The sequence below is a fragment of the Timonella sp. A28 genome (assembly GCF_051200815.1).
Taxonomy (GTDB): Bacteria; Actinomycetota; Actinomycetes; order Actinomycetales; family Cellulomonadaceae; genus Timonella.
The window spans coordinates 2,311,381-2,336,010 of sequence record NZ_CP195159.1 but is presented as its reverse complement, the minus strand read 5'-3'; the positions used below and the strand labels follow the sequence as shown (position 1 = coordinate 2,336,010).

The window sequence follows — 24,630 nt, the reverse complement described above, 5'->3', positions numbered from 1 at the left end:
CTTTCGGATGCGTTGCGCAACTTTTCCGCTCCCCATATCTGTCCATATCGTTTTTCGTTATTATCATTTATCGATATGAATTTTGTCTTGTTCAGGATATACACAACAGAATGCACTAAATATGGATCACGATACTCATACACCGGTTTCTCCCCCTCAATCCTCCACATTGGAGCACAGGCTTAACCGGTGGCAAACCATCATGTTCGCTATTTTGCTCAGCATTTACGCACTTGTATATGCAATCGCAGGCCTGATAGACAGCCTTACGAGCAGATCAGTTAAAGCTTTGCTGTTCCTTTCTGGCCCAACCGAAGGTGAAGGGTCTATCGCCGCATGGTATGTGCTGCACGATCTCGAATGGTGGCAGTCTGCGCTTATGGTGTTGTCTTTCGCAATGATTACCGCAGGCGTACCGTACGTGGCATTAGGGTCAATCTCGTTGCAAAAGCACTGTCAAACTGCGCTTTTCTCTGAGCATTCAGCTAAAGCGGCTGACAAAATCTTCCTCGGTATGGCTTTAATCGATTTCGGCTTCACTATCCCCCACTTTCTTGCTGCCTTCTTTTCACACCTCTTAGCCCACGACTCAGATCACTCCATATCGTCTATGTATTGGATAGGAAGCATCGCCCTTATGTATGTGTTTTCTACATTCGCAAAAGCCTTTAGTCGTGGAAAACAACTCAGCCATGACACCGAAGGACTCGTGTAATGACAACTCAACACGAGCTCGCTGAACATGAGCACCTTCAGCAAGAAAACAGTCGCAAAGAAGTGTGGGTTGGTGCGCAGCATTCACACAGGTACGCAAACGAAATCATGGAACACGTGTTGAGCTACTGCTGCGTCGTTGCACTCTGTGGCTGGTTTGTTTTTGTGACCTGCAGTGACTTATGGAAAATCATTACGCAGCACACTTTTGAACTCAAAGTAGAAATTGAGGGAAGACCCTACACGAACACCATAGACAGCGAATTCGAATCACTGAATGCGCCACCACTCACGATCAATCCAACACATGGCAGCGTCATCTTCAACGACTTATCGACGAAAGAAATAACGGCACTTGCCGCACTACACCTCGTCATGGTGCTTTTTGCTGTGGGAGCTGCATGGCTACTCCTGAAAGTACAGGTTTCATTTCATAAAAATGGTTTTGTATCCAAACGCATGGGCCTTCGTTTTCGGCAGGGGTCCGCTTTTGCGGTAACCGCGCTGACGCTCGCCCCCATCAACGATCTCATTATTGCGGTTAGCCGCGACACTGCTTTGTACGAATCAGCGATGAGCCCAGCGTCGTCGCATTCGTCGCTGATTATCTTGTGGTGTGTACTGATGGTCGCGTTCTTCATCGAGTCTATGATGACCAAAGGAAATAACCTTCAGCGAGATACAGAAGGACTGGTGTGATGACTGTGTCTGATTCGGATACCGACGAGACCGGCATTCACTGCCATCTTGATGCTTTGCTGGCCGAACGCAACATGACGCTCACAGAATTGAGCAGGCTTGTTGGGGTGAGCGTCGTCAACCTGTCCATTTTGAAAAACAATCGTGCGAAGGCCATCAGGTATTCAACGCTGCGCGCTATCTGCGATGTTTTAGAGTGCGAGGTCGGCGACTTACTCTCCCGCACTAGCGGGTGTACACCTCAATGACTTTGCGGCCAATGTAATCCACGTCGAATCTGCGCGCCTGCTCTACTTGGCGTTTGCTTGCTGCCGTGCGTTCGTCACGGTTTTCCACATAGCGTTTCAACATGAGTGCGAACGCTTCTGTGTCTCGCGCGTCAATCAGCTGGTCCTCTAAAGAATCCATGACTGTCCGATAGCCAGGATTATCACCGGCAATCACAACGCCACGGCAAGCAGCTAAGGCTTCCACCACTGAAATGCCGAAGCTTTCGCCACCGGTAGAAGGTAACGCGACAATATCTGATTGGGCGAGCAGTTCGGCTTTATCGTCTTCAGCAACGTAACCGATAAATGACGTAATCTTGTCCAGCCCGTGCGTGGCAATATATGTCATCAACTCGTCGTAGAGTGGCCCTTTGCCGCCCACAACGATTTCAAATGGGGTGTCTGTTATGTCAACGAGGCGGCGGCATGCCGCCAAAAGTTCGCTGATGCCTTTTCGTTCCACAAGTCGGCCAAGGAAGAAAATCCGAACGGGTGCGTCCTCTGCGGGGTGCTGCTGTGCGCGCTCCATTTCGGCTTTGTGTGCGTTCTCGTAGCCGAGCACTCGGACTGGGTTACCAATCACGATAGGTGACACCTGTAACGCTTCACGCGCGAACGCTGCCGCTGGGCTTGATACTGCAATGACTTGCTTGAACCGTTGCAATTGTTTGCGTTGAATCCAGCCCAACACTTTTGTGCCATATTTGGTGAGCCATGACCACGGAAGAATATGGAATGTGCCAACGATCGTCGTGGTGCGTGGAGCATGTGCAATCACTCGACCAGCCATAAAAGGACTGTATGGCATGTGAATGTGCAGCACGTCGAACTCGACGGTGTCGAACAATTCTTTAATGGGTTCGCTTGATGCCGGGAGTGGGATCCCTAAACGGTTTCCGTTAAATTTCAGACGCAAGTTCTTAGCAAGAGAATGAATCCGTGGAACATCTGTGCGTTTAGTTGTCGACGTCAGATAGTGGACGGTGTGCCCTTTTCCGGTTAGCCATCGACCCAGCGTGAGTACGTGCTGTTGGACGCCGTCTGTGCTGTCCAAAGAATCGTCAATGACTAGTCCGATGGTTAATGGCTTGTCAGTGGTTTCTTCGGTCATTTGCTTTACACATCCAGGTCTTGTCGCGTTTTTTGTGACTGTATCTGCCGTTTTTGTGGCAGCCTCGTCATGTTTACGTTTCTACGATTATCGTCACTGGACCGTCATTAGTGAAGGTGACGTCCATGTGTGCCCCAAAAATTCCTGTGCCCACGTTAATTCCGCGTTCTTGTAAACCGTGCACAACCGCATCGATGAGGGGTTGGGCGATCTGTTGTGGGGCTGCCCCATTCCATGATGGGCGGCGCCCCTTTTTCACATCCGCGTACAGCGTGAACTGGGAAACAACAATGACGGGAGCGTTTACGTCTTGCACTGATTTTTCGTCGTCAAGGATACGCAGTTCCGCTATTTTCCTGACGATCAGGTCAACGTCCTGCACGCTGTCACTATGGGTTGCCCCAACAAGCGCAACAATTCCTTGCTCTTGAAATGACGAAACAATCTTTCCGTCAACAGTGACGGATGCGTGACGGGCACGCTGCAAGACGGCCTTCATCGCTTACCAGCCTCCACCGCGGTTACGGCCACCCGAATTGTTTGAGCCGTTACCGAAACCGTATGGGGCGATAGCTGGTCGCACGTCAGCGAAGTAAATAAACGCGGGGATCGCAATAATGAGCGTGGTCAAACCGAAACCTCTACCAAAGGGAGGTTCCAACCCAACAAAACCTAACAGCATAACTACACCCAAAAGAAGCGCCCAAAACTTTCGGGTTTTCTTACCTTCGGAGGTAAAGGCACGATCAGGCCGACGCAGGCAGTCAACAAAAGCCCAAATCTCGACGGCGAAACAGCCAGCAGTGAGCGCAAGCATAATGAGATATTGGATTCCCGAAAACATGAATCACACCTTAAGCACGTGTCGGATCGGCGAGAAAGTTACGCAGGTAATCATAGCGGAGGCAACAGATCACGAGCTTCACGTTCAGTTGCCCCTGAAGCTTCAGCAAGGTCAACGATGGCAGAACGTAACACCAAGATGAGGGCTTGCGCGTGCCAGCTGCGTTCACCTAACGCGCCCGGTACTGCGTCTGCACCAATTTCGCGGATAAGACGCAACGCAACTTTAGGTTCTGTACCTAGAGAAAGCGCTGTGCCGAGCTCTGTGACTGCGTCTGCCAGCCGCTCTAAAAGGTCTGCGACCTGCTGTGTTCCTTCAGATTGCGGAGTCCAGCTTGCTCGCCGAGCGATCACACGAACCGAACGCATCGCCCTATCAACGAGCACTCGTACGTGTTCGATCTGTGCAAGTTCTGCGCGATGCCGTCGGGCTGTGGCAGCAATTTGCGCGGTTGTAAGCGACTCACTTGACGTGACCCGCCACTCTTCCAACACAGATTCTGACGCGCGCCCCCGCGACATGGCAATGTCTTGATCAGATTCACTACCGGTGCGTAGCCCGTGCGCGGTAAGCCGCAACGTTTCAGTAAGTTCGCGGCATGCGGCACGTGCACTTGCCCGAGCGGCTCGACGCGAGTCAGACGGCATAATGAGCGCCACAAGCACCGCCACAAGAGCCCCGACGAGGGCGTCAGACCATCGGCCAAATCCGCCACCCAGAACAGGACTCATGAGCCCTGCCGGTAAGCCCACCAACACTGCGGTTTGGGTTCCGGTGTGGGTTGCAAGTGGCGCGCCAGAACCAACGAACCGCGCGATCAGCACAGATAAGAAAACTGCTACACCGATTTGTAGCGGGCCGTGCCCGAACGTCATACCAAAATATTCGCCCGCCCAAATCCCGAAGGATAACCCTAAACCTGTTTCGGCTACGCGCCGCACCGACCGTTCATGTGTGAACCCTAGACACGCCCACGCTGCAACGGGTGCAAAGAACGGGTATGGGTGTCCAAACACAATGTGTGCGACCCAGTGTGCGAGCACGCAGGCAAGCGCCGCAATCGTTACTGGCCATAGTGCGCGTCGCACTCGTCCAACGCCTTGGCGTAGCCACGTTTCAAACGTTGCGCGGGTTAACTCACGCGTAGTGCTAGGCAACTTACAAGAACCTGCCCATAGTGTTACTGAGGTTGTTTTGGCCGCGCGCGTCACGTGAGGTTTCACCGCGCGCGTGTGGACGGTCCGCTGAAACTCCCCCACTTGGCACGATTACTTCTTGTCCGCCAGATACTGCCCCGCCGTCGCAGTCCACAAGAAACTCTGCGTCTTCGGCAACGTTTCTTTTCACTACTGCGAGCGCTATTGGGCCGAGTTCGTGGTGTCGGGCAACGGTTGTGATGGCCCCTACGGGTTTGTCGCCTACGCGCACTTCTGCGCCAGGTTCTGGCAGGAGGTGCCCTGACCCGTCGAGGTGGATCATGACGAGGCGGCGTGGTGGCCGGCCTAGGTTGTGCACTCGGGCGATTGTTTCTTGTCCGCGGTAGCAGCCTTTGTGGAGGTGTACTGCGGTGCGTAGCCAGTCGAGTTCGTGGGGTATGGAACGGTGGTCTATTTCAGTGGCAAGGCGTGGCCGCCAAGCTTCTACACGTAACGCTTCAGTTGCCCATGTTCCAACGAGGCGGCGTCCGGCCTGCTCATGTTCGCTGATGTGCGCGACGAGGGTGTCGCGTGGGATGAGTTGTAGGCGCCATGGGCGGTGCATGCCGGGGTGTTCATGGTCGGCTAGCCCGTAGCGGGTGCCACCTTCGAGTGTGTGTGGCCATGGGTCACGCCATGTTATGGGTTCGTCTGGGGCGCCTTCTGTAGCGTTGGGGGTTCCTACTGCTGCCCACTGTTCGGTGGCGTCGGTGATGTCGACCTGCATCATGAATTTCATGCGGGTGAGCCACTGTGTGAGGGTGGCTGCGTGGTCGGGTTCGGTGAGCAGCCATGTGGTGGTTCCGTCGTCGACGAGTCCTGCCCAATGTTCGATGTGTCCTTGTGGGGAGAGGACGAACAGTTCGCGTGATTCGTGTGGTGGGAGGCCTTCAAGGTATGCGCTGGTGATTGAGTGCAGCCAAGTGAGGCGGTCTGGGCCGCTTACTGTGACTACGCCTAGGTGTGACATGTCGCTGACGGCTGTGCCTCGTGCGAGGGCGCGTTGTTCAGCGGTTGGGTCGCCGTAGTGCCAGGCGATGCCTTCGTCGGGGCCGCTTGCTGCTACTGCACCGTGGCGGTGCAGTAGAGGGCTGCGGTATGGCGTTTCGGGCACGGTGTTTACTCCTCGACGCGTTGCAGTGTTGCTGAAACGTAGTCTTGTAGTGGTTGTCCGAAGGCGGCGAGGGATTGCACCCACATGAGGCCGCCGTGGACGTTTCCGTACACGCGTTTTGAGGCGGTTACTTCTGCTGCGGTTCCGGTGCGGGCGATGAGGTCGGAGACGAGTTGTATTTTTCCCTCTCCGGCCATGCCTAAGTACACGGATACGCGACCGGCTGGGTCGGCGAGGAGCACTTCGAGTGAGGTGTATCCGGCGGGTACGCCTTCGTGTGGTTCTGGTGCGATTCGCCAGTAGCCGGTTTCGGTTGACCAGATGACAGGTTCTTCTTCTGGAACGTCTGCGTTCGTGGAAGGTTGTGCTGTTTCTGGTTGTTTGTCTGCTTGGGTGCGGTCGAGTTCGTCAAATGCGGCCGTTGCATCTGGAACTTCTGGCATTGCGTGTGGGGTGAGTCTGATGGTGGATTCGTACCTGAGGTAGGGGCCGCCATCGTGGTCGAAGGTTACGTCCTGCACGAACCCTGAGGTTTGTAGGCCTGGATATTCCAGAACTCCTTCACCGTGCCATGACCCTACAAGCCACGCGAGTGGGTATAGTTCTGGCGCTAGTCCTTGCGGAAACGTAAAACTCACGGTTATCGCTGTCCCTTAAAAAGCTTGTAGACGACGTAGCCAGCAAACCACACGATGGTGACTGATACGACGACGAGTAGACCTAAGAAAAATGCTTCGAGTACATGTACATCTACGTCCATGAGGTAATCCTACCTTTCGTTGGCGGTGCGTTAGATATGCTCAGTGAGTGCGAGTTTCTCTCGCAGTTCTATCACGAACATATCAAGGATTGAGTTATGTCTTCGCGTGCGCTCGTCATCAAGTCGACTACAGGGTTGAACTCTCCAGAGACAACTAATCAGGCGTTAACTGTTGCTACGGCGGCGTTGGCTGCGGGTGTGCCGGTGTCTGTGTGGCTTACTGGTGATTCGAGTTTCCTTGCGGTTCCAGGGCGTGCAGCAGAGTTGAGCCTTGAACATGCTCCTGCGATAAGCGATTTGATTGAGCTTATTGTTGAGTTGGGTTCGCTCACGGTGTGTTCTCAGTGTGCGGCGCGTCGCGGGTTGACCACGCAAGATTTAATTCCTGGGGTTCGTATTGCGGGCGCTCCTGTTTTTGTTGAGGAGATCATGGCGGAGGGTGTGCAAGCCCTCGTCTATTAGTCCGTTGTTAGAGGACGATGCGCCCGATGATGTACGTCAAGATTCCCATGACCGCAATGGGGATAGAGACGACTGACATCCACGAAGATTTCCCTTTTAGCGCTGGAAAGCTTACCAAATAGCAGATGGTTGGAAACCACGATGAGTCCCGCCGAAACACCGATGACGACTCCAGACATCATGGACAGGTCATCCATGAGCACGGATACAGCGATCGCTGACATTGTGGCAGCAACGATAGCTAGGGCGCGGCTGAGATAACGAGGGACGCGCAGCGCAGAGGCTGCCGAAGCGACCGCTAATGCGCCGGCTGCTGCTGCAGTGAGTTCCACTCCACCATCAAGTTTGTAACCGGCAAGCCACCCGACTGCGCTCATTGCGACGACAACACCCGAGACTGTTCCTATAAGGGATTCAACAAGGTTTATGCGCGGGTAGGCTCGCAGCATTTCGTTGATGAAGGCCAAGAACACCGACATCGCTAACACTATGGGGAGATAACGCAACCATGGTTCTTCTGGGGTTACTGCAACGCAGGCGAGCCCGCCAAGTCCCGCAAGGATAACGACGAGCGTGGAGCCGCCACGTGCAGGGAGCCGTAGCAGGCTTGACCAGCCTAGCGCGAACAATGCGGTCAGGACCGCCACTGACGCGATCAGTGGGACTGTGCCGTAGTATGCTGCGGCAGCAACTCCAGCAGACAGGCAGGCCGTAAGAACGGAACGGGTGGAAAAGCTTCACTCGTACAGTCTCCCAGAAAACCCGCAGGGCTCACGAATCTGACACCCGCCATGGCTAACTCGCGCGCTCCTTGCAATAATTTCAACAAAGAATTATGTGTCCACTGTAAGAAAACAACGAAACCTTATACGTTGAAGGTTGTATTCTTGACCACACGAAACTGTTGGAGGTGACCTCGTGGCCGAATTGCTTTTACTGACATCTACGACGAGCGGTTCAGTACAGGCTCTTCCCGCCTTAGGTTTACTTTCGCATCGAGTTCGTGTTTTACCTCTTGATCCAGCAGCAGTCATGGATGCTCCAGAATCGGACATTATCTTGCTGGATGCGCGTAAGGACCTCGTCGGGGCCCGTTCTACTTGTCGAATGCTGCGTGCCACTCGCATCGACATTCCTGTGATTCTTATCCTCACCGAAGGTGGCCTCATGGTGGTCACTTCTGATTGGGGTGCAGACGATCTCCTCCTTGACTCGGCAAGCCCAGCCGAAGTTGAGGCTCGGTTGCGTCTTGCCCGCGAGAAAATCACGCACATTGAGCATGAGAATCATCCTGAAGAGATTAGTTCTGGTGAGTTGTATATTGACGCCTCCGGTTATACGGCACGGCTTCGTGGGCTGCCTCTTGACCTCACCTATAAAGAATTTGAACTGCTGAAATATCTTGTTCAGCATCCTGGTCGTGTGTTTACTCGTGCCCAGCTGCTGCAAGAAGTGTGGGGATACGACTACTACGGTGGCACCCGCACTGTGGATGTTCATGTTCGTCGTTTGCGGGCCAAATTGGGTGTGGAATACGAGCAAATCATTGGCACCGTGCGTAACGTCGGCTACCGTTTTGATCCGCCGAAGGACCGCCGTAACAAGGACTCTGCCGTGACAGCATCGTCTGCGGATGATGCTGCCGAGTAGGATTAGTTACACATTTTGTTTTTAACTTGACCTTATCGTGTGCTTTTTTACTAGACTCAACACGTGAGCAGAGATTACAGCGATGTCCTAGTTGATGGTCCGTGGAAGCACGAGTTTGTGTCTGCAAATGGCACCCGTTTTCACGTTGTCACTGCCGAACCCACAGAAAAAAACGCCCCCTTGGTGGTTTTACTGCATGGTTTTCCGCAATTCTGGTGGACATGGCGCGAACAAATTCCAGCGCTTGCCCGAGCTGGGTTCCGCGTAGCTGCTCTTGACATGCGAGGTACTGGGGCCTCTGACAAGCCACCGCACGGCTACGACATTGCAACCCGTACACGTGATGTTGCAGGAGTCATTCGTTCGCTTGGTGAACGCGAAGCAATCATTGTGGGTCACGGTTTAGGTGGCACAACCGCGTGGGCGATGGCGTCCTTACAGCCTTCGGTCACGAAAGCTGTCGCAGCGCTGTCGGCTCCACACCCTGCACACATGCATGCTTCCTTACGTTCTACGCTTTCTCGAGGCACATACCCTCAAATCGGCATGTTTAAGATGCGTCATGTTGCTGAGCGTGCCATGCAACGTCATGAGACTGTCGAAAAATTGATGAACTCGTGGGCACACGTTCCGTTCGACAAAGAAACGATTGATGTGTACGTCAACGCATTGGGTATCCCCTTTGCTGCCCATAACTCTCTTGAACCGGTGCGCTGGTACACCTCAGCCATGCCCACACCGTTAGGCCGTCGTTTTACACATGCAGCACGAACACCGATCAATGTTCCTGCACTACAGCTTCAGGGCGCTCACGATGGGTGTCTGCGCCGTGAGAACGCATCGATTGACTCGTCCGCATTGTGCTTCAACTTGCGTTACGAAGTTGTTCCAGATGCTGGCTTCTTCTTACCAGAAGAAGCCCCCGACGCGGTCAATGCCATCCTGCTTGATTGGCTCCACGATTCCGTTATGAAAAACGCGTAAGCGCATATTCAAACAAGCCGCTCAACGTGTTACGGCATTTTTGACAGTTTTTGCGCCTTTATTGGGTCTGTTTCCCCATCACCGTAGGACGGACACAGTTGCGCCAGTGGGCACACACCACAAGCTGGCCTGCGAGCAAAACACAGTCGTCGACCATGAAAGATAATCCTGTGCGACAGGATCGTCCATTCTTTCTTTGGAAACAAAGACCCTATTTCCGCTTCCACTTTGACTGGGTCTTCTTGGGTGGTCCATCCCCAACGTCGCACAAGCCTGCCAAAGTGGGTATCTACAGTAAGGCCAGGCACGCCGAAAGCATCACCTAAAACAACATTCGCGGTTTTTCGTCCCACCCCTGGCAGAGCAGTTAAGGCTGTCAGGCTTTTAGGGACTTCTCCGTCATGCCGTTCTACGAGTGCTTGCCCAATGCCTTGTAAGGAACGGGCTTTGGGCCGGAAAAATCCAGTTGTGCGAATGTACTCTTCAAGGTCGCTCAGGTCTGCTTGCGCATAGTCGAGCGCGGTGGGGTACGCCAAAAAGAGTGCAGGGGTAACAAGGTTTACTTGTTTGTCGGTTGTTTGAGCTGAAAGAACCGTGGCGATCAGTAACTCTAATGGTGTTGTGAAATTGAGTTCACAGTGGGCATCAGGGTGAATTTCGGCGAGTTCCCGATTAATTTTTCGCGCTTTTCGCACCAATGAAAGCGCAGGTTTTTGGTCTTCCATGCAGGCCACCGTTCTGTCATACGAAAGGTTGATTGTGAAAGATCTTTCTTGCAGAGCAGTTAAGGCCACCCTTCAAGATGCCGACAACACTAGTGTCGAACCTTTACGCTACACAGACTCACCGATGAGTCAAAGTTCGGTTCTCCAGCACTAACAACGAACCTTGAAAGGGGCCGCGATGACTACCCGCGATCAGCTCCGCTCCTTCGACGAATTAGACCTTGACGACCTTCGATACACGCGCAATTTGTTACGACGCGAACTCACCCAAGCCGCTCATTGGCGCCGGCTCGTGCAGGCTCGCATCGATTTAAGCGCAGCTCAAGCAGTAACCCCCACACCGCTTGGTGTTGCACTTAGCGAGTTTCTTGTTGACACGCCCATCGCTTTACCCAGCCCGTTAGAGTCTCTTTCCGACAGGCTGGTCAAGGACGTTCATGGCGTTTTCCCTTCTGATCTGCCACATTTACGCAAACTCAACATTCAGTTAGAAAAGTATGAACACGATGTACGGGTACAACTCATGGCGATCACAGACGAACTTGTTACTCGTATAACCATCCCGCACGCCCCCATCCTTTAAACATCAAGGATTTTCAAGGTTTATGCACGTTCACCACGTATGATTCGTCATAGGCTCGCGTTTGACTCAAAAACCTGCAGCTTCAAAAGGGTCAAAACGTATTTATCTATCTAAAAACCCTCAAACATTCGGGCGGAATTCCGAAAAACCTGCTTGAATGCCTGTTTGCATGTACCGTGAAACTGCACACGTAGTGCAAACTTAAATGAGGAAATAATTTCTCGTGTGAAGGAAGTGTCACGTGGACAACGAAAGCGTCGTTCTCGCCGCACCACTATTTGCAACCATGGACGAAGACGAACGTCATTCGCTTGTCGCCTCCATGGTCAAAGTGGAACTCAACCGCGGCGAAGTTCTCTTTGATGAAGGAGAGAACGGAGACCGTCTCTACATCATCGAAGAAGGCAAAATCAAACTTGGTAGCAGCTCCGGCGATGGCCGCGAAAACCTGCTAGCAATTTTGGGTCCTGGCGAAATGTTTGGCGAACTCTCCCTCTTCGATCCAGGCCCACGTTCCCTATCCGCAAGCGCAGTATCGGATTCAGTTCTCTACGAACTTGAACACTCCGCACTCGTTCGCGTAATTGAAGAACGTCCCGCCGTAGCTAAGCACCTACTGACCGCTCTTGCACGTCGCCTACGCCGCACGAACGAGGCGCTTGCTGACCTCGTCTTCTCCGACGTTCCAGGCCGCGTAGCAAAAGCACTACTCGATCTTTCAACCCGCTTTGGTGAGCGCGTTGATGAAGGCATCCGTGTAGCGCACGACCTTACCCAAGAAGAGCTCGCTCAACTTGTTGGCGCATCACGCGAAACCGTAAACAAAGCTCTTGCTGACTTTGCTGGCCGCGGATGGGTTCGACGCGAAGGACGTGCAGTTGTTCTTCTCGACCTCGACCGTCTGGAACGCCGCGCACGCTAATATCGCGCACTTACGTCACCAGCTGTAAAACAACACATGGGTGTGGGGAAGACCTAAACAGGTCTTCCCCACACCCATGATTGTTTACAAGTCACACTAATTCGACAACGAGTTCAACCTCAACAGGCGAATCTAACGGCAAACTTGCGACACCAACGGCAGACCGCGCATGGATTCCTTTGTCGCCAAAGATTTCAACCAGTGTTGTGCTTGCGCCGTTAATCACAGCAGGCTGACCAGTGAACGATGGTTCGCTGGCTACAAACCCAACAACTTTCACGATGCGTGCGATCTTGTCGAGATCACCGATCTCAGCTTGAACTGCAGCCAAAGCATTCAACACAGCAATGCGCGCATACCCAACAGCGTCGTCTGGGTTCACGTTGCCTTGTCCAATACCGACCTTGCCTGTAGCTGGAAGCGCTCCATCTACAAAAGGAAGCTGCCCCGACGTCCACACATGCTTTCCCGTTGTCACAGCAGGCACATACGCTGCTACAGGGGCTGCAACTGCTGGAAGTTCAATGCCAAGTTCTGCCAGTTTTTCTGCAATCGACATCTCATGCACCTTCTAGCGGACGCTTCATGTAAGCAACGAGTCCATTTCCGTCTGGACCCGTTACAACCTGTACGAGTTCCCAACCTTCAGAACCCCAGTTGTCAAGAATTTGCTTTGTCGCGTGAATGATCAGCGGCACGGTTACGTATTCCCACTTTTGAGCCATACCGCAATCCTACGGGAGGACTCCCCAACTATGCAGAAACCACAGACAGCCAAAACCCAGTTCTCACTATGGACCGCGCCACACTTTGCCTTTTAATGCGCTGATAAGCACAGCAGTCACAAAATACGCACACTTTTTTTGGCATTTTTCAGCCATTTAAAGCCAAAATTTCGCGTAGTGTATTGAGCATGTCGAATTCTGCTCACGAGAGCCAATCACCTCGCGATTCCCAAAAAAATGGGAGTTCTCATTCGCCTACAGGAATTGGCTCCCAGATGAGTTCTGATACTGGAGCTGTAATGCATCATTCAAGACACTCGATTAGCCCGTTTCAGTTGGCTGGCTTGCTTGTCGTATTCCTTGTTTTATCTGTCGTTGGCGGCATCCTTGCCGCAGCAATGATTGTGCCGGTAGCAGCGGGAACAAGCGCCGCGACGAAAACCGCCACAGAAACCTTCTATGACATCCCCGACATCCTAGAAATCGACACACCATCGCAGGCCTCTAAAATTTATGCTTCCGACGGCAAGACACTCCTTGCAACCTACTATGCGGAAAACCGTCTAGTCGTTCCACTCGACCAAATTTCGTTGCCTATGCAAAACGCTGCAGTGGCAACAGAAGACAAACGCTTTTGGTCCCATGGCGGCGTCGACCTGCAAGGTATCGCACGTGCAGCGTTAGAAAATGCGCAAGGTAACCGTCAAGGTGGTTCCACCCTCACGCAGCAGTATGTCAAAAACGTGCTTATCCACAAGGCTGCACGTGCCGGTGACTACGCCGGAGTTGAAGCAGCACGTGCCGGTGAACTGGACCGTAAACTACGCGAAGCAAAGCTTGCTATCAACGTCGAAAAAACGTTGTCTAAAGAAGAAATCCTCGCGAACTACCTCAACATCGCCCAGTTCGGTATCGACGTGTATGGTGTTGAAGCTGCCGCAAACTACTACTTTTCAAAGTCCGCAAAAGACCTCAGCATCGTTGAAGCCGCAACAATTGCGGGAATTACGCAACGTCCAGGCGACTTTGACCCCAGCAAAAACCCTGAAGAAAACCAGCGTCGCCGCAACACCGTACTCGGGTTGATGTACCAGCAGGGCTACATTAACCAAGCCGAATACGACGAAGCTGTCGCAACAAAAGTTGAAGACACCCTCAAAATCCAAAAGTTTACGAACGGATGTGAAGGTGCTGGACGTAACGGCTTCTTCTGTGACTACGTCACCAAAACAATCATTAAAGACCCAGCTTTTGGTGAAACCACTGAGGACCGCAAAGAGCTCCTTTACCGTGGTGGTCTAGAAATCATCACGACACTCGATGTGAAAGCTCAAAAGAAGGCGTACCAAACCCTTCAAGCAAACGTTCCCGCAAAGAACGAAAAAATGATTGCGACCGCTCTTACCGCCGTGGAACCAGGCACTGGTGAAATCAAGGTAATGACGCAAAACCGTAAATACAACCCAAGCAGTGAAAAGAAAAAGGGCTACACCTCTGTTAATTACTCGGCCAGCGGCCCGATGGGTGGTTCTCAAGGTTTCCAAGTCGGATCGACATTCAAAACCTTTGTTCTCGCTGAATGGTTGAAAGAAGGCCACACACTTAACGAAACTGTTTCCGCCGACGTCAAAACTTGGTACCAAAGCGAATTCAACTCGTCGTGTGCCTCATTCGTAGGAACGTGGAAGCCAGGAAACGTAGATGGACGTGCAGCCGGACGAAAAACTGCACTACAAGCCACTACAGCTTCTATCAACACAGCGTTTGCTGCGATGGGAAGCCAACTGGACCTGTGCAGCCTCGCAGATACGGCCTCCGACATTGGGTTTAAGGCAACATCGCACTCTCTTGCTAATGCCAAAACAAACCCAGTCAAAGCCGACGCTGATGGCTACTACCCAACCGACCCTAAGCCTGCGATGGTGCTTGGAACGCAAAACTCCACCCCACTCGACATGGCGTCCGCATACGCAACTTTCGCTGCTGGTGGAGTGCACTGCACACCGGTCGCAATCACTAAGGTGAAAGACCGCAGCGGAAAAGAAATAAAAGTTCCAGAATCAACCTGCAAGCAAACCATCGACACTGCCACAGTAAACGGCGTGACATACGCGCTGTCCAAGGTTGTAGCCCCTGGCGGTGGTGCAGCACGTGCAGCATTAGCTGGTGGACGTCCTTCCGCTGGTAAAACCGGAACCACCCAAGGTAACGGTGACGCGTGGTTCATCGGATACACCCCACAGCTTTCCACCGCAGTCTGGATGGGGTACCCCGAAAGCAACAACGTGAAGATGCAGCACATTACGATCAACGGTCGCTACTTCCCTTACATGTATGGTTCTTCCCTTGCCGCGCCTATGTGGAAAGAGTTCATGGACTATGCGCACAAAGGCAAAGAAATTAAACGTTTCGATTCCATCGGGCGCGCGCAGCTTGGGCAAGTTGAACGACCACGCGAAGAACCAGATTCTGATAAGGATGAGGAAGAAGACGAGCGCAGCGACCGTTCGTCGCGTCCGTCTAACAACGGAAACGACAACAGGACTGACGGTAATGAGAACCGGGGTCAGAACAACTCATCCAACGAAAACAACGAATAAGGGCGTGCACACCGTTGAATAAACTTCTGAAATACGGTGCTCTCACTGCCGCGGCGGGCCTTGCCTACGCGTACTGTGAAGCACAAGCTTTTCACGCTCAAACAGGTAACTGTTCCGGTGCTCCCGAAAGGGAGCACCCCCGTGCGTGTATTGCACCTTTCAGATTTGCATCTCACGCCCACGCAACACCGCAAGATCGAATGGGTTCGGTCTCTTGCTCACTTAGAACCAGATTTTGTCCTCGACACAGGCGACAATTTTGCACATGTCAATGCACTGCCAGCGCTCACTCGGGCGTTAGCGCCACTCTTAGAGTTCCCTGGCGCTTTTGTGATGGGTTCAAACGACTACTATGCGCCACGCTTCAAAAACCCTGCACGCTACCTACTGCCAGATGCGCGTATCCCTTTCACTTCTTCAACGCCAAACCTACCGGCGGCAGAACTTGGACGTCATTTGTCTCGTGCAGGTTGGTTAGACCTGTCAAATACGCGTGATCGTGCGGTTATCGGGAATACCACGTTCGATTTTGTGGGTGTTGATGACCCGCACATTGATCGCGATGTGTACCCTGAGGCGCAAACGATGCCAGAGTCTTCCCCTGAAGCTCCTGCAGTGCGTGTGGGGGTTGTTCATGCCCCTTACACCCGGGTACTTAACGCTATGCACGACGACCAATGCTCGATGATCATTGCTGGCCACACGCACGGCGGGCAGTTATGTGTTCCTGGTTTTGGCGCACTAGTTACAAACTGCGATATAGACCGTGGCCGCGCCCGCGGTTTACACGGCTGGCCGTATGCGCGGCCTGATATGCGTGGCGGAGAAGAATCGTGTTGGCTTCATGTGAGCGGTGGGCTAGGCACATCACCGTATGCGCCAGTAAGGTTTGCGTGCCGCCCAGAAGCAACACTTCTGACACTCATTCCCGCCTAATGCGCTGTTGATCACAGTGCACTAAAAAAGGGCTTTCGCGCTCTACGGATCGGCTATGCTTAAGAGGTTGCACAAACAACTCGGGGTGTGGCGCAGGTTGGTAGCGCGTCCGCTTTGGGAGCGGAAGGTCGCAGGTTCAAATCCTGTCACCCCGACCGAGAAGATGAGCTCGACACACACGTGTCGGGCTCATCTTGCTTTTCCAGTCTGTCCCTTTTACCGACAGCCTGTCACATGTTTTTTCCTATAAAACATGCAGGAGTATGGTTAGAACCGCGGTTAACGCATCGGGGTGTGGCGCAGCTTGGTAGCGCACGTCGTTCGGGACGACGGGGCCGCAGGTTCAAATCCTGTCACCCCGACCACGGCACATAATTTTCTTTCTCAACAGACCTTATATATGTGGCCTGCGTTTCATCGTTGTCGACGCAGATTCCGTTTATGTAAGCTGTGAAATTCGCTTATCACTATGGCAAAACTGAACTGTATAAAAAATTGTTGCTTCTTTCTGCACGTGATTGTGCAGAAAGAAGCAACAATTCTTAACGTTGTGAGCGATTACGGATTAACTTCGTCTTGCAGGTCAGTGTGCGCGGCGTGCGCGTGACGCGGCAGCAAGTTCACGCAAGAGTTGAGCAGTCGTGTCCCAATCAATGCATTTATCTGTCACTGACTGACCGTATGTTAATCCCTGTGGGGCTGGGCTTTGGTTTCCAGCTACAAGGAAACTTTCCATCATGATGCCTGCAACATGCGTGTTTCCTTGTGCTACGGATGCCGCGATTTCACGAACAACTTCAGCCTGACGCACTTCAGATTTACCTGAGTTTCCGTGTGACGCGTCAATAACGAGTCGTGGTTCCATACCGGATTTTTCGATCACTGAAACGGCGTCTGCAACTGATGCGTCATCGTAGTTTGGTCCGCCACGTCCACCACGCAAAATAACGTGACAGTCAGGGTTTCCAGACGTTGCCACCGCTGAAGCCAACCCATTCGAATCAATACCGAAGAACGTGTGTTCTGCTGCCGCTGTAACGCATCCATCTACTGCTGCCTGCACGTCACCGTCGGTAGCGTTTTTGAACCCGATAGGCATAGACAGTCCAGACGCCATCTGACGGTGCACTTGGCTTTCTGGGTTACGTGCGCCGATCGCTCCCCATGACACCGCATCGGCAATGAATTGTGGCGAGGTTGGTTCAAGGAATTCAGTTGCTGCAGGAACACCTTGCTCAAGAACGCTAAGGAGGACTTCGCGTGCTGTACGCAGTCCGCGCTGCACGTCAAAGCTTTCGTCCATGCCAGGGTCGTTGATGAGGCCTTTCCACCCTAGTGTGGTGCGTGGCTTTTCAAAGTACACGCGCATGACGACGAGCAAGTCTTCTTCGACTTCTGGGACGAGTGCAGCGAGACGTTGTGCGTAGTCGAGGGCTGCTTGTGGGTCGTGGATGGAGCACGGACCCACGACTGCCAAAATTCTTTGGTCTGTTCCGTTAAGAACATTGCGGATCTCTTCGCGGCTTTGCGTCACGAGGGCTGCACTACGACCAGAAAGCGGAAGTTCGTCTAGCATCTGACGGGGGCTAGGAAGTGGGTTAAGCGCACGAATGCGTAAGTCTGAGGTTGCGGGGGCGTCAAGCGCTTGGTCTAACGACATAATGTAAGGCTCCATAATTATCTGATCTGTATCAGACGGAGCCACACGCTCACTCCATTACTACCGGAGCGGCCCCGTCTTTTAACGACGAAGGGCCAAGATCGACTCACTGTGTGAGTGTCTTAGCCCTGTGCTGGCTCCGGGTGGAAAATTGGTCAGGCGGTTACCCGCTTGGCCCCACCGGGAGCCCGCGTAAACTGCCAATACCAACGTCCGGTCATGAAGATAACGTAGCACTCTCGTCTGTAAGCGATCAACCAGCACGGGAATTCGTCCTACTTATTGGACAGTCTGTAAGCAAAGTTTTCATCCACAGGAAATCACGCATGTGGCAACGCTGTGATAGCTGCAAAGCAAAAGGCGTGGAACAAGAAACCTTGTTCCACGCCTAAACCTACTGGTCACCCTGTTTTAGCAGCCGCAGCCACTGCACCCGCAACCACCCCGAGCGCTCTGCTCTTGTCCGCGACGAATCGCGTCAGAAAGAACTTCTGCGATTTGCACCGCATTAAGAGCCGCACCCTTACGAAGGTTGTCATTTGAGATGAACAAAACAAGACCCTTGTGACCGTCAACTGACTGGTCTTGTCGGATACGTCCAACAAGGCTCGGGTCCGCGCCTGCCGCCGCAAGGGGGCTAGGCACGTCAACAAGTTCTACACCGGGCGCTGCTGCAAGGATCTGCGCTGCCTGCTCTGGAGTGATGTCCTGGTCGAACTCTGCATTAATTGACAGCGAGTGACCTGAAAACACGGGAACTCGCACGCATGTTCCAGCGACCTTCAAATCAGGAAGACCTAAAATCTTGCGTGACTCATTGCGGAGTTTTTGCTCTTCGTCTGTTTCGTTCGAACCGTCATCTACGATGTTTCCGGCAAGCGCAACGACGTTAAACGCTACTGGGTGCACATATTTGTTTGGTTCTGGCAGTTTCACCGAAGATCCGTCACGCACTAAGCCCAACAAGTCTTGCGTTACGCCGGCACGCACTTGCTCGTCGAGTTCTTGAGCGCCAGCCAACCCTGACCCTGATACTGCTTGAAAAGTGGTAACGACCAAACGTTTCAGCCCTGCCACGTCAGCGAGCGGCTTCAGCACAGGCATAGCGGCCATTGTTGTGCAGTTAGGGTTCGCGATAATGCCCTTTTCAGCGTCAAGAACCGCTTCTGGGTTAACCTCAGCGACAATCAACGGCACCTGTGGGTCTAAACGCCATGCAGACGAGTTATCGATAACGAATGCGCCTGCATCAGCAAATTTTGGCGCAAACTCTTTTGACGTTGCCCCACCAGCAGAAAACAACGCAATATCAATACCGGTGAGATCAGCGGTAGCAACGTCTTCCACGACAATGTCTTTGCCTTGAAAAGGAATAACTTTTCCGGCACTACGCGCTGAAGCGAAAAACCTGATGGACGCATACTCAAAACCACGCTGGTCCAACAGATCACGCATGACCTCGCCGACCTGCCCTGTCGCCCCAACGACAGCAATATGTAATGGGGTGCTCATAACGTTTCCTTTGCCGCACATGCGGACTTGTTTAAAAGTTCAAAGTGTCTCGTCGTAAAAATACGGTTAGCGGCCTGTTCCGCCATAGACAACGGCTTCACCGTCAGCGTCCAAACCGAACGCCGAGTGCACCGCACGCACAGCATCGTCAAGTGAATCTTCACGCGTCACCACTGAAATACGGATCTCTGACGTCGAAATCATTTCAATGTTGATGCCAGCATCACGCAAAGCGGCAAAGAGCTTAGCCGAAACACCAGGACTCGATTTCATGCCAGCGCCGATGAGTGAAAAGCTTTTCCGACCTGATCGTCGAACTGAAGCGACGCGAAATGAATTTCTGTTTGCACCGCACGCAAAGCAGCGAGCGCTGCTGGGCCGTCTGCTTCTGGGAGTGTGAATGAAATGTCTGTCAGGCCGGTTGATGCGGCAGAAACGTTTTGCACAATCATGTCGATGTTGGCGCCTGATGTTGCAACAACTTCGAAGATTCGTGCTGCGGTTCCGGGCACGTCGGGGACACCGACGATGGTGATTTTGGCTTCGGACCGGTCGTGTGCGACACCGGTGATAATTGGATCTTCCACGGCTGACTCCTCGGGCTTTTCAGATACAAGCAAAGTTTCGTTGGTGACAAGCGTTCCGGTTTTCCCAGAGAATGACGATCGCACGTGAATGGGTACGTCGTATCGTCGCCCAAATTCGACGCATCGAAGCATGAGAACTTTTGCGCCACAGGCTGCCATCTCAAGCATTTCTTCGTACGTGATTTGGTTTACTTTGCGTGCGCTTGGCACGATGCGCGGGTCGGCAGTGAATACGCCGTCGACGTCTGTGTAAATTTCGCATACGTCAGCGCCAAGCCCGGCAGCTAGTGCGACAGCAGTCGTGTCAGAGCCGCCGCGGCCTAGGGTTGTGACATCGTTTGAGAGTTTGTTGACCCCTTGGAATCCTGCAACGATTGCCACTGCACCTTTTTCGATGGTTTCACGTATACGCACTGGCACAACGTCAACAATGTGTGCCTTTCCGTAGACGGCATCGGTGATAACGCCTGCTTGTTGGCCGGTGAAAGATTTTGCTTTCACTCCGAGGTTGTTGATAGCCATTGCAAGCAAAGACATGGAGATGCGTTCACCAGCGGTGAGGAGGATATCCATTTCGCGCTGTGGTGGCATTGGGGTTACTTGGTTGGCGAGGTCGATGAGTTCATCTGTTGTGTCTCCCATTGCGGAAACAACAACGACCACATCGTTGCCTGACTTTTTTGCTTCGGCTACGCGTTTTGCTACGCGTTTGATGCTCTCTGCGTCAGATACAGAAGAGCCGCCGTATTTTTGCACAATTAAGGCCACGGTTTTGCTCCGTCCTAGGCTGGTCCCGTTGATTTAAACGTCCACCAGGTAGTCATTGAACACCTCATGCTATTCGGTTTTACGTGTTTCCCACAATGGTGCCCACATGTAAATACGGCCACACGTGCCTTGTGTGTGATTGCGTTATTGACCTGTGGGGGTACACATATATACCGATTTCATACCGCGGGTTGATTATTCTCGAAGTCCTTACAAGTAACCTCGTTGATATGTCGAACGAACTAGATGCGCAGGCTCAATCGCAGGATGAGCCGAGTACTCCAGTACAGGAACCTCCCACGCCGCAAGGTGAAGATGGGGAGCCCACTACTGCTGCCCCTGAAGAGAGAGTGCCACTCAGCGACGCTGATGGTGAGCGCACCGCCATTATTTCCACCACCGGTGTTATGCGACGGTTTGGTTCGTTCGTCGCAGTAAATGGCGCAACATTAAATGTGTGGGAAGGTAAAGTTACCGCGCTGATTGGGCCAAACGGTTCCGGTAAAACCACACTGATGTTGATGCTTGCGGGTTTGCTGGCACCTGACGAGGGTTCCATTCGCGTATGCGGATATGACCCTGTTACTCACAACTATCAGGTTCGCTCGCACATTGGTTGGATGCCAGACCAGTTTGGCATGTGGGATTCACTCACTGCTCTTGAGGCTCTTACAACCACCGGTGCCACGTACCGTATGAATCCTCAAGACGCGCTTGCGCGTGCTCATGAGTTACTTTCCACCGTGCATTTGACTGATTTTGCAGACAAGCCGGCTCATGTTCTTTCACGTGGGCAAAAGCAACGTCTTGGTTTAGCCCGCGCACTGATGCATTCCCCTCGTCTTCTTATTCTTGACGAGCCAGCTAACGGTCTTGATCCTCGTTCACGTATTGAACTGCGTGGAATTATTCGTGAACTTGCCGCACAGGGCACAACCATTTTGATCTCCAGCCACGTTCTCGCTGAGCTGGACGAAATGGTCGACGACGCGATCTTTATCTCTGGTGGTCGAACTGTCGCCCAAGAAACCGTTGATGAGGCGCGACAGGGTCGCAAAACATGGCAGGTTCGTGCATTAGACCGTGAGCCTCTCGTGAAATGGGTCGATTCCATTCAGGTTCCTTTTGCCCAAAACACTGACGGCTCCATACTCGTGAACATTGCTGGTGAACATAACGCGGCCCGGTTCTTGTCTGACGCGATCACTGCGTCTGTACCTATTGTCGAGTTCCGTCCACAAGGTGGGGCACTTGAAAACACGTATCTTGCGTTGAATGAGGAGCGTCGCTGATCATGGCTACTTCAACAGAGCACACCGCGTTCACCCCCGCGCCTGACACGTCTATGGACAAAACACCGCGCTTTACGTGGCATGGTGTAAAAACAGTTACAACTCTTGAACTTACTCAGCGTTTACGCTCATCAAAGTGGAGAATAGCTCTTCTCATCTGGTTCTTGGGTGTTGGAGCGATTTGTTTACTCATTGCGGGCGCTACAGCGTCTTCCATGACTGGAAGCACCCAAGTTTCGCATGTTGGTCCCATGATTTTTGGGGTCAACGTCTATTTCATTCTTTTTATGGGGTTGTTGATCACTCCGACGCTTGCGTCAACTGCCATTAATGGCGATCGGGCAAGTGGCACACTGGCGATATTGCAAGCTTCGCTCCTTACTCCGCTTGAGATTGCTGTAGGAAAGCTCCTCGCAAGCTGGATTTCAGCGATGGCGTTCCTCATCATTTCGGTGCCGTTTATCGTGTGGTCGCTCGGTGCAGGTGGCGTAAAAGTGTGGTCTGTTGTGGCAGTTCTTGCCGCAATGTCATTCGTTCTTCTTGTTGTCTGTGCAGTCAGCTTGTACATGTCAGCGCGCATGGCGAAAACCGCTACGTCTACGGTGATGAGTTACCTGTATGTTGCGTTCGTCAGCGGAATCTTAGTTGTGTTGTTTGGTGTGTCCATGGTCGTGTTCATGAACAATGAAGAAGTTAAAGAAATGGCGCCAAACACGTACTCTGAAATAACTGGGCACCCAAAAACCTGCGCTGTTCAAGATACTTACGACCAAAGCACCCCCACAGAAGCTTTCTGGTGGCTGTTGGCACCAAACCCCTTTGTTATCGTCGCTGACGTTTCAGTTTTAACAAACGACGCACCAGACTACTATGTCGACAGTGACCCCCTCGCTTCAGTCAGCCATGGAGTCCGCACAGCCCGCGTCGGTGAAGGAATTTCGTACAACGAGGCTTGGTGCAGGGAAGACGGCAGCGTTCGGAGCGTTGAAGAAGCAGAAGCTTTGCTCAACCAGAAAGAAACTTCGTCACCAGTGTGGCCGTGGGGTCTCGCAATAAACCTTGTTATCGGTGCAGCAGCATTGTATGGAACACAACGCCGGTTGAAAGCACCATACCGTCAACTTCCTAAAGGCATCCGTATCGCCTAATGCGTTAACACGCGTGAAGGGGCGGGCAGAACATATATGTTCTACCCGCCCCTTCACATATCCATGGTTTTAGTCGCGTGCGAGGTCTTCTTCAGCTCCGAAGAGGGCCTCAAATTTTGCGGCTTCTGCAACGTCGTCTGGCACGTCCATGCGCATATGCATAAGGACCATCTGCAAGACACGCAAAACGCTTGAGGCACGCTCACCCCACAACGAAATGTAAGAGAACTGCCACCACCACAAAGCTTCTACTTCATGCCCCGCATCATAGTGATGTAACCCGTGAGTGAGGCTTTCTGCGATGGTTGCCAAATCTGCTGAAAGCTCCGCTGCACCAACTTCTGGACTAAGTACCGGATCAATCACTTCAACATACGTGTCAATGCCATCGAAATAGTGGTGTAAAGCCGTCCGCAACGGATCAAAATCCAGTTCAGTTTCTAAATCTGGTTCAAATCTTTTTGGCGGAATAATGTCGGTAACCGCGCCGAGGTGCGCACCGGCATTTAAAACATCGGAAAGCCCTAAAACAAGGAGCGACACGCTAGAGTCTGGGTCTCCCCCAGACGCAACATCCAGGACTGTTTGTAGAAAACCACGCACACGCGGAACAACCACTTTCGACAGTTCTGCAAGTGATTCAAGAGTTTGAAGTGTCTCTTCGTACCTGACGCTATCTGGCGTGTGCTGTGCAGTCATATTAGTTTCCCATGAGTCGTCGGCCTTCGAACGCTCGTCCAAGTGTTACCTCGTCAGCGTATTCCAAGTCTCCCCCAACTGGTAGCCCTGAGGCTAGACGTGTCACACGTATTCCCATAGTTCCTAGCAGGCGGGCTAAATATGTTGCGGTTGCTTCGCCTTCAACGTTGGGGTCCATCGCCAAAATAATTTCTTGCACTGTGTCGTCGGCAAGACGCGCTAACAACTCTTTGATGCGTAGGTCGTCTGGGCCTACGTTATCCATGGGGTTAATCGCTCCGCCGAGCACGTGGTAGCGTCCACGGAACTCACGGGTGCGTTCAATTGCAACAACGTCTTTTGCTTCTTCAACGACACAAATAACTGCGTTAGAGCGACGCTGGTCGAGGCATATTCTGCAGTGAGTGTCTTCTGAAACGTTTCCGCAAATCTCGCAGAACCTCACCTTACGTTTCACCTCGATAAGCGCATCTACGAGCCGTTTTATATCGTCGTTGTCTGCGCTCAAAACATGAAAAGCGATGCGTTGGGCACTCTTAGGGCCGACTCCTGGGAGTCGGCCGAGTTCGTCAATAAGATCTTGTACTGCGCCTTCATACACGGTTCAAGACTACTTGTTTCAAGCAGTATCACTGGCACGAACGCGTGTGACACGCGTTCGTGTTTTCAC

26 protein-coding genes, 2 tRNA genes and 1 pseudogene are annotated in these 24,630 nt (G+C 52.6%); 14 read left to right on the top strand and 15 right to left on the bottom strand.

What is annotated here, in order from left to right; translation table 11 throughout:
- The first annotated feature begins 121 nt into the window (after nucleotides 1-121).
- Genes ACR9EC_RS11055 through ACR9EC_RS11045 form a run of 3 tightly spaced genes read left to right on the top strand, consistent with a single transcriptional unit; the run spans nucleotide 122 to nucleotide 1,661 of the window.
- Nucleotides 122-715 carry a hypothetical protein gene (locus ACR9EC_RS11055; protein WP_435299277.1) on the top strand — a complete coding sequence of 198 codons (594 nt, stop codon included), beginning with the start codon at nucleotides 122-124 and terminating at the stop codon, nucleotides 713-715.
- Nucleotides 715-1,413, top strand: a complete 699-nt coding sequence (locus ACR9EC_RS11050) for a hypothetical protein (RefSeq protein WP_435299276.1) — start codon at nucleotides 715-717, stop codon at nucleotides 1,411-1,413. Before ACR9EC_RS11055 ends, ACR9EC_RS11050 begins: the two co-directional genes overlap by 1 nt.
- Nucleotides 1,413-1,661, top strand: coding sequence for a helix-turn-helix domain-containing protein (locus ACR9EC_RS11045; RefSeq protein WP_435299275.1), 249 nt, complete (start codon nucleotides 1,413-1,415; stop codon nucleotides 1,659-1,661). Before ACR9EC_RS11050 ends, ACR9EC_RS11045 begins: the two co-directional genes overlap by 1 nt.
- Here the strand turns inward: ACR9EC_RS11045 and ACR9EC_RS11040 are convergent.
- The 6 genes from ACR9EC_RS11040 to ACR9EC_RS11015 all read right to left on the bottom strand — a co-directional run bounded on the left by ACR9EC_RS11040 (nucleotide 1,639) and on the right by ACR9EC_RS11015 (nucleotide 6,585).
- Entirely contained in the window at nucleotides 1,639-2,793 is a 1,155-nt protein-coding gene (locus tag ACR9EC_RS11040; RefSeq protein ID WP_435299274.1) for a glycosyltransferase family 4 protein, read from the bottom strand. The two genes, ACR9EC_RS11045 and ACR9EC_RS11040, sit on opposite strands and share 23 nt — an antisense overlap.
- Nucleotides 2,794-2,866: 73 nt before the next feature.
- Nucleotides 2,867-3,292 (bottom strand): D-aminoacyl-tRNA deacylase, encoded by a 426-nt coding sequence (gene dtd, locus ACR9EC_RS11035; RefSeq protein WP_435299273.1) that lies wholly within the window; start codon nucleotides 3,290-3,292, stop codon nucleotides 2,867-2,869.
- Nucleotides 3,293-3,295: 3 nt separating this feature from the next.
- The gene (locus ACR9EC_RS11030) at nucleotides 3,296-3,637 is read right to left on the bottom strand and encodes a DUF2516 family protein (RefSeq protein ID WP_435299272.1); all 342 of its coding nucleotides are present in this window, start codon (nucleotides 3,635-3,637) and stop codon (nucleotides 3,296-3,298) included.
- Nucleotides 3,638-3,687: 50 nt separating this feature from the next.
- On the bottom strand, nucleotides 3,688-4,794 hold the full coding sequence (locus ACR9EC_RS11025; RefSeq protein ID WP_435299271.1) for an FUSC family protein: 1,107 nt from the start codon (nucleotides 4,792-4,794) through the stop codon (nucleotides 3,688-3,690).
- Between the two features lies 1 nt (nucleotide 4,795).
- On the bottom strand, nucleotides 4,796-5,947 hold the full coding sequence (locus ACR9EC_RS11020) for a YgfZ/GcvT domain-containing protein (protein WP_435299270.1): 1,152 nt from the start codon (nucleotides 5,945-5,947) through the stop codon (nucleotides 4,796-4,798).
- Nucleotides 5,948-5,952: 5 nt separating this feature from the next.
- Nucleotides 5,953-6,585, bottom strand: a complete 633-nt coding sequence (locus ACR9EC_RS11015; protein WP_435299269.1) for an FABP family protein — start codon at nucleotides 6,583-6,585, stop codon at nucleotides 5,953-5,955.
- Nucleotides 6,586-6,803: 218 nt separating this feature from the next.
- Here ACR9EC_RS11015 and ACR9EC_RS11010 point away from each other — a divergent pair, with 218 nt between their 5' ends.
- Entirely contained in the window at nucleotides 6,804-7,169 is a 366-nt protein-coding gene (locus tag ACR9EC_RS11010; RefSeq protein WP_435299268.1) for a DsrE family protein, read from the top strand.
- Here the strand turns inward: ACR9EC_RS11010 and ACR9EC_RS11005 are convergent.
- Complete coding sequence (locus tag ACR9EC_RS11005; RefSeq protein WP_435299267.1) at nucleotides 7,166-7,816, bottom strand: hypothetical protein; 651 nt, start codon at nucleotides 7,814-7,816, stop codon at nucleotides 7,166-7,168. The two genes, ACR9EC_RS11010 and ACR9EC_RS11005, sit on opposite strands and share 4 nt — an antisense overlap.
- Nucleotides 7,817-8,087: 271 nt before the next feature.
- Between ACR9EC_RS11005 and ACR9EC_RS11000 the strand changes: the two genes are divergently transcribed.
- Both ACR9EC_RS11000 and ACR9EC_RS10995 read left to right on the top strand, forming a co-directional pair.
- Nucleotides 8,088-8,819 carry a winged helix-turn-helix transcriptional regulator gene (locus ACR9EC_RS11000; protein ID WP_435299266.1) on the top strand — a complete coding sequence of 244 codons (732 nt, stop codon included), beginning with the start codon at nucleotides 8,088-8,090 and terminating at the stop codon, nucleotides 8,817-8,819.
- A 63-nt stretch (nucleotides 8,820-8,882) separates the two neighbouring features.
- Nucleotides 8,883-9,803 carry an alpha/beta fold hydrolase gene (locus tag ACR9EC_RS10995; protein WP_435299265.1) on the top strand — a complete coding sequence of 307 codons (921 nt, stop codon included), beginning with the start codon at nucleotides 8,883-8,885 and terminating at the stop codon, nucleotides 9,801-9,803.
- 29 nt (nucleotides 9,804-9,832) lie between these two features.
- Here the strand turns inward: ACR9EC_RS10995 and nth are convergent, their stop codons facing one another.
- Complete coding sequence (gene nth / locus ACR9EC_RS10990; RefSeq protein ID WP_435299264.1) at nucleotides 9,833-10,528, bottom strand: endonuclease III; 696 nt, start codon at nucleotides 10,526-10,528, stop codon at nucleotides 9,833-9,835.
- A gap of 178 nt (nucleotides 10,529-10,706) precedes the next feature.
- Here nth and ACR9EC_RS10985 point away from each other — a divergent pair, with 178 nt between their 5' ends.
- Nucleotides 10,707-11,111, top strand: coding sequence for an RsiG family protein (locus tag ACR9EC_RS10985; protein ID WP_435299263.1), 405 nt, complete (start codon nucleotides 10,707-10,709; stop codon nucleotides 11,109-11,111).
- 241 nt (nucleotides 11,112-11,352) lie between these two features.
- On the top strand, nucleotides 11,353-12,033 hold the full coding sequence (locus ACR9EC_RS10980) for a Crp/Fnr family transcriptional regulator (RefSeq protein WP_435299262.1): 681 nt from the start codon (nucleotides 11,353-11,355) through the stop codon (nucleotides 12,031-12,033).
- Between the two features lie 91 nt (nucleotides 12,034-12,124).
- Here the strand turns inward: ACR9EC_RS10980 and ACR9EC_RS10975 are convergent, their stop codons facing one another.
- Both ACR9EC_RS10975 and ACR9EC_RS10970 read right to left on the bottom strand, forming a co-directional pair.
- Nucleotides 12,125-12,592, bottom strand: coding sequence for a RidA family protein (locus ACR9EC_RS10975; RefSeq protein ID WP_435299261.1), 468 nt, complete (start codon nucleotides 12,590-12,592; stop codon nucleotides 12,125-12,127).
- A 1-nt stretch (nucleotide 12,593) separates the two neighbouring features.
- Nucleotides 12,594-12,758, bottom strand: coding sequence for a DUF4177 domain-containing protein (locus tag ACR9EC_RS10970; protein ID WP_435299260.1), 165 nt, complete (start codon nucleotides 12,756-12,758; stop codon nucleotides 12,594-12,596).
- Between the two features lie 299 nt (nucleotides 12,759-13,057).
- Here ACR9EC_RS10970 and ACR9EC_RS10965 point away from each other — a divergent pair, with 299 nt between their 5' ends.
- The 4 genes from ACR9EC_RS10965 (at nucleotide 13,058) to ACR9EC_RS10950 (ending at nucleotide 16,659) form a co-directional block, all read left to right on the top strand.
- Nucleotides 13,058-15,358, top strand: a complete 2,301-nt coding sequence (locus tag ACR9EC_RS10965) for a transglycosylase domain-containing protein (protein WP_435299259.1) — start codon at nucleotides 13,058-13,060, stop codon at nucleotides 15,356-15,358.
- Between the two features lie 141 nt (nucleotides 15,359-15,499).
- Nucleotides 15,500-16,294 (top strand): metallophosphoesterase, encoded by a 795-nt coding sequence (locus tag ACR9EC_RS10960; RefSeq protein ID WP_435299258.1) that lies wholly within the window; start codon nucleotides 15,500-15,502, stop codon nucleotides 16,292-16,294.
- Between the two features lie 81 nt (nucleotides 16,295-16,375).
- Nucleotides 16,376-16,449 (top strand) — tRNA-Pro (locus tag ACR9EC_RS10955).
- Nucleotides 16,450-16,582: 133 nt separating this feature from the next.
- Nucleotides 16,583-16,659: transfer RNA gene (locus ACR9EC_RS10950), tRNA-Pro, on the top strand.
- Between the two features lie 218 nt (nucleotides 16,660-16,877).
- Here ACR9EC_RS10950 and ACR9EC_RS10945 read toward each other — a convergent pair.
- The 3 genes and pseudogenes from ACR9EC_RS10945 to ACR9EC_RS10935 all read right to left on the bottom strand — a co-directional run bounded on the left by ACR9EC_RS10945 (nucleotide 16,878) and on the right by ACR9EC_RS10935 (nucleotide 20,821).
- Nucleotides 16,878-17,954 (bottom strand): 3-deoxy-7-phosphoheptulonate synthase, encoded by a 1,077-nt coding sequence (locus ACR9EC_RS10945; RefSeq protein WP_435300652.1) that lies wholly within the window; start codon nucleotides 17,952-17,954, stop codon nucleotides 16,878-16,880.
- Between the two features lie 411 nt (nucleotides 17,955-18,365).
- On the bottom strand, nucleotides 18,366-19,466 hold the full coding sequence (locus ACR9EC_RS10940; RefSeq protein ID WP_435299257.1) for an aspartate-semialdehyde dehydrogenase: 1,101 nt from the start codon (nucleotides 19,464-19,466) through the stop codon (nucleotides 18,366-18,368).
- A gap of 66 nt (nucleotides 19,467-19,532) precedes the next feature.
- Nucleotides 19,533-20,821, bottom strand: a pseudogene (locus ACR9EC_RS10935) (aspartate kinase).
- A gap of 230 nt (nucleotides 20,822-21,051) precedes the next feature.
- Between ACR9EC_RS10935 and ACR9EC_RS10930 the strand changes: the two are divergent.
- Together ACR9EC_RS10930 and ACR9EC_RS10925 are read left to right on the top strand one after the other, a co-directional pair.
- A complete protein-coding gene (locus ACR9EC_RS10930) occupies nucleotides 21,052-22,113 on the top strand; it encodes an ABC transporter ATP-binding protein (protein WP_435299256.1) in 1,062 nt (353 codons plus the stop codon).
- A 2-nt stretch (nucleotides 22,114-22,115) separates the two neighbouring features.
- Complete coding sequence (locus ACR9EC_RS10925; protein WP_435299255.1) at nucleotides 22,116-23,261, top strand: ABC transporter permease; 1,146 nt, start codon at nucleotides 22,116-22,118, stop codon at nucleotides 23,259-23,261.
- 69 nt (nucleotides 23,262-23,330) lie between these two features.
- Here the strand turns inward: ACR9EC_RS10925 and ACR9EC_RS10920 are convergent, their stop codons facing one another.
- Both ACR9EC_RS10920 and recR read right to left on the bottom strand, forming a co-directional pair.
- Nucleotides 23,331-23,960 (bottom strand): DUF5063 domain-containing protein, encoded by a 630-nt coding sequence (locus ACR9EC_RS10920; RefSeq protein ID WP_435299254.1) that lies wholly within the window; start codon nucleotides 23,958-23,960, stop codon nucleotides 23,331-23,333.
- A 1-nt stretch (nucleotide 23,961) separates the two neighbouring features.
- Nucleotides 23,962-24,561 carry a recombination mediator RecR gene (gene recR / locus ACR9EC_RS10915; protein ID WP_435299253.1) on the bottom strand — a complete coding sequence of 200 codons (600 nt, stop codon included), beginning with the start codon at nucleotides 24,559-24,561 and terminating at the stop codon, nucleotides 23,962-23,964.
- Between the last annotated feature and the right edge of the window lie 69 nt (nucleotides 24,562-24,630).